At 58.9% G+C, this 4381-nt stretch carries 4 protein-coding genes and 1 pseudogene; 4 read left to right on the plus strand and 1 reads right to left on the minus strand.

The window, feature by feature from the left end; genetic code table 11:
* The first annotated feature begins 191 nt into the window (after positions 1–191).
* From VEG30_06165 to VEG30_06180, 4 genes and pseudogenes are all read left to right on the plus strand, one after another.
* Positions 192–935 carry a hypothetical protein gene (locus tag VEG30_06165; GenBank protein HXZ79497.1) on the plus strand — a complete coding sequence of 248 codons (744 nt, stop codon included), beginning with the start codon at positions 192–194 and terminating at the stop codon, positions 933–935.
* 30 nt (positions 936–965) lie between these two features.
* Positions 966–1565 (plus strand): annotated as a pseudogene (locus VEG30_06170) (LemA family protein).
* Positions 1566–1607: 42 nt separating this feature from the next.
* Positions 1608–2186 carry a hypothetical protein gene (locus tag VEG30_06175; protein HXZ79498.1) on the plus strand — a complete coding sequence of 193 codons (579 nt, stop codon included), beginning with the start codon at positions 1608–1610 and terminating at the stop codon, positions 2184–2186.
* Positions 2187–2197: 11 nt separating this feature from the next.
* A complete protein-coding gene (locus VEG30_06180; GenBank protein ID HXZ79499.1) occupies positions 2198–3559 on the plus strand; it encodes a glycosyltransferase family 87 protein in 1362 nt (453 codons plus the stop codon).
* A gap of 436 nt (positions 3560–3995) precedes the next feature.
* On the opposite strand, the gene VEG30_06185 is transcribed toward VEG30_06180, so the two are convergent.
* Positions 3996–4381 (minus strand): hypothetical protein (locus VEG30_06185; GenBank protein ID HXZ79500.1); only part of this gene is annotated, 386 nt, incomplete at its 5' end.

Consider the following 4381-nt stretch of genomic DNA (forward strand, 5'->3'; position numbering starts at 1 on the left):
GGTTCCGCCTTTGCGCCACCTACTGTTCTACATGTTGTTGTTCGGCGGTGGCTCTCGCGGTGGCGGCTCCTACGGCGGTGGCGGGGGCGGTGGCGGCTTCGGGGGCGGCGGCGGGGGCTTTGGAGGATTCGGCGGTGGCAGCACGGGCGGTGGTGGCGCAGGTGGCAGTTGGTAACCAGTGAGGCACTCAAATGGCGACCGAGAGCGCAGTTCCGGAGAAGCTTCTCAATGAATTCCTGAAACGGCTGCAGCAGGCCGGAGGGACGAACCTGCAGAGCGTGATCCTCTACGGCTCGGCGGTCACGGGGGACTACGACCCGGAATTTTCCAACTTGAACCTGTTGTGCACGGTACACGAGACCGCTTTGCCCAAGCTACAAACACTGGCTCCAGCGGTGGAATGGTGGACGAAACAGGGCCACCCGACACCGCTGATCATCACGCAGGAGGAGCTGTTGCACTCGGCGGACGTGTTCGTTATCGAACTGATGGATATTCGTCGCCAGCACCGCGTGCTCTTCGGCCCTGACGTGGTGGCCACGCTGGACATCCCTATGCACCTCCACCGCGCGCAGCTGGAGTACGAACTGCGGGAGAAATTGATCTTGCTGCGCCAGCGGCTGCTGCTGGCCGCCGGGAACAAGGCGCGGATGTGGGACCTACTGCTGCGTTCGCTGCCGGCGTTCGCTACACTGTTCCGGCACGCCGTGATTGCGCAGGGGTTGCCGGTGCCGCCGACGAAGAGGGAGGCCATCAAGGTGCTGGCCGCGAGCCTGGCCTTGGACGCCTCCCCCATCGAGCACGTGCTCGATATCCGGGAACGCCGGGCCGCACCGAAACAGTTCGATGTTGAACAGGAAGCCACGCGTTACCTGGCAGCGGTAGAAGAAGTGACCGAGGCAATCGATAAGATGCTGGACACCCCCAAGTGGTGAGACCGGAAATTCTTCTCTGAGGAGAGCGATATGGGTAAAGGTTTGATCGTGATTATTATCCTCGCGCTGATTGCGTTGGTTGCCTTCGGGCAATACGTCGGCGTGCGCAATACGCTGGTGACCAAGAACGAGGCAGTAAGAGCGGCATGGTCGCAGGTGGACATCGTGCTGCAACGGCGCGCCGATCTCATTCCGAACCTGGTCGAGACAGTGAAGGGCTACGCGACCCAGGAGCAGACCGTCTTCGGAGACATGGCCAAGGCTCGTTCCGCTCTACTCTGAGCCGGGACGCCGGCAGATAAGATCGCGGCCAACAACCAACTCGATGGCGCCCTCGGCCGACTCCTGGTGCTGGTGGAGAATTATCCGCAACTAAAGTCGAACGAGAACTTCATGCGCCTGCAGGACGAGTTGGCCGGGACCGAGAATCGCATTGCAGTGGAGCGCAAGCGCTACAACGACACGCTGCAGGACTACAACACGTATATCCAGAAATTTCCCAACAACGTCTATGCCGGGTGGGCAGGGTTCAAACCCAATGATGCTTACTTCAAAGCCGCGGAAGGGTCGCGCGAAGTCCCTAAGGTGAATTTCGGGACTCCGGCTCCGCAGCCAGCGCCCGCGAGGTAGCCGGAAGTACAGGACGGGCAATCATCCCCATGGAGAGCTTTTGTGCAGGCTGACTATGCCGTGGAACTCGGCCGGGACGATCCCGTTCTCCAGTTACCCTGGTCCGCGCCCGATGCTGGACCGCGCCATTACGATCTCAAGCGGCATCCGGAGTTGGTGGCTGAAATTGCAGAAGTCGTGCGTGTCCCGGAGCTGGGCGAGTTTCTTGCCGCCATCAATGCTCCGACAAGTCAACTGGAAAGCGCCAAGTGCGATGCTTGGTTCTCCGCCGAGATGGATGCGGACGAAGACATTTTCGCGGCCGAGCGAAAATTCGGTTCCTACGTGGACCTGGTTCTGGGTGGGAACCGACGATTTTCCTTTGCCGCTCATGAAAAACTGGCCAAGCGGTTGACGGAACTCTTGCGCGGTGTCCCGGAGATTCCGGCGCAGGCGGAATTCATGGTGCGGCGAGCTTGCTTTGAACACGGCCAGGATGTACGGCAGGGGTTTTACCTCACTTTTTACTTGTTCGGCTATGGCTCAGACGAAGCGCATGCGCGCCAGCAGTGGGGAATCGCGTTGAGGCTCGTACAGAACGCGATCGGCCAGGTTTTTCACCACATGTCAAGTTCAATCTGATCAAGCAATCTATGCCGCGACTCTCCGATATACAACTGCAGAGTCTGCCAGGCTCATCTGCTTTTCCATCGCCGTGGTTCAAGAGATGGTTTTTCGGGTCACAAGCGCTGCTGCTGGCTCTGGCGGCATGGTTCTGGGGCGCCTACTTGCTGCGGCAAACAAGCGTAGTGGGGTTCGGCTATGCCCGCGACTTTTTGGGGATTTATGTGGGAGCACGCGCTGTCGCAATGGGCAGCGGCGGCAAGCTCTACGACCTGCAAGTCCAGCGCACGCTGATGGCCGCAGCTATTTCACCCTATCATCGGGGCACGCTCATGCCCTTTATCTATCCTGCATACGTCGCGCAAGTGCTCCAACCTCTGGGTTATCTTCCGTTCCGTACTGCTTTCCTGATTTGGGTAGCGCTAAATTTGGCGATCGCTGTCTGGTTAGCCACCCGGCTCGCACGTTGGTTTGCTCCTAGCCTGCCGCAACGTATCGCTGTTTTCGTGACCTTCTTCGCCTGGATGCCCCTGCAACTGACGCTGTTTCACGGCCAATTGGGCATCCTCCCAACTTTGGCAATTGTTCAGGCTCTGCTCGCCCTCCGTTCGGGCCATGAATGGAGGGCAGGCTGGTGGTTGTCCGCAGGACTCTTGAAGCCGCAATTGATCCTATTTCCTGTACTCGTGTTCGTGATCTGGCGGCGCTGGCGGACGGTGTTGGCGTTCGTCATTGCGCTGATGGGTTTGTTGGGTATCTCGATCGCAGGGATTGGGGTTTGGTTCACCGCGTATTTGCGTTTTCTGGGGGAGTATAACCGGGGTGGCGCGGCACTCTCGCTCTATCCGGAGGCTATGCAGAACTGGCGGGGACTGGTCTGGTCGCTATGCAAGACGGAGAATGGCGCGGCCTCCTGGGCGGTTCTGTTGGCGCTGACGGTGATTTCCATGCTGCTGGTGGTTGTCGTTTGCTATCCGCGGTCAGCGAGCCATTTCCAGCCTTGCTCTTTACCAGGGCTGGCAGGGGACGTGCGCTATGCAATTGCAATCTTGTTTGGAATATTGAGTTCCCCCCACCTCTATATGCACGATTGGGTTGTGGCCATGCCTGCAGGGTTGGTACTGTGGTGCTTCGCAAGTCAAGAACTGTCCTCTGCACAGAGCGTAAAGAAGCTCCTGAACCGAGCCCTGCTTTGGCTTCTCGCGGCAGCGCCGGTGATCTTCTTCGCAATTCAGTTGGTAGGGCAGTTCGTCGCCTGGCCAATTCAGCCAGTGCCGCTGTATATGGGCACATTGGCTGCTGTGGCCGTTGCCTCGGTGGGACCTGGTTTCGGCGGGTCCACGGCCTCGGATCCGCCCCCGGTGATCTCCCCTTACCAAGATGAGGTCTGATTGCCGAAAGGCGTATGCAATAGTTCTGTTCCTCACCGTCCTTGATTTCCGCACAAGCGAAGGTTTTACCCGCGAGCGGCGGGGCGGGAACTACGACATCATGCGGATTTCACCGATCCTCGTAAATGTCGGAAAAGTCGCGCACCGCTTACAACGGGCCCTATGGGTGATGGAATGCCATCTCCGGCAGGTTAACCGGAGCATCAGCGAAAGAATCTGTGCGTTGTGGGCCAGGTGGAAAGCGAATTCGGGATAACCGCGCGCTGGGCGCCAGACTGGTAGGTTACTGTGTTGTCTTGGACTACGCGCCGGGAGCAGAGGCTGGCGAACCGGTGGGCCTATTCAGCTCTGACCATCCGGGAGAGGGCGGAAATTGACGTGAGGCCACGGAGACATAAAGTCAGAGAGGAAAACCTGGAGGCGACAAATTGAGTGTTCACGCCATGCGTGTGCGAAGCCGTCCCCAGAGTTCCGCACCTCGGCCCCTAGTCCTCGTGCGCAGAACGGAGAGCGCCAACATCATCAAGCAGATCACGAAAAGACCATAGGAGGCACCCGCAATGTTCTGGCCGTGCTTGGGCAGGATCGAGAATCGTCCGTAAACCAATTCGATGTGTACCCAGTAGACCAGCAACGAAGTCTGGCCCAGTTGAACGAGCGGGCTGAAACCCCGCTGACCCCCGCCCCACTGGCACCAGGCATAACTGGCACCTAAGATGATCAGAAGCAGGCCCACGCGGATCAGGAAGAAGTTTGGGCTGGTATGCCAGAAATCGTAAGTGGCGTAGAGTTGGTACGGCAGGTGATCGAACCAGCGTGCTA

The organism is Terriglobales bacterium (assembly GCA_035624455.1).
GTDB lineage: Bacteria > Acidobacteriota > Terriglobia > Terriglobales > Acidobacteriaceae > DASPRM01.

Bases quoted from the DNA above. Each gene is read 5' to 3' on its own strand.
- VEG30_06165 (HXZ79497.1), top strand. From the start codon at position 192: ATGGCGACCGAGAGCGCAGTTCCGGAGAAGCTTCTCAATGAATTCCTG.
- VEG30_06180 (HXZ79499.1), top strand. From the start codon at position 2,198: ATGCCGCGACTCTCCGATATACAACTGCAGAGTCTGCCAGGCTCATCT.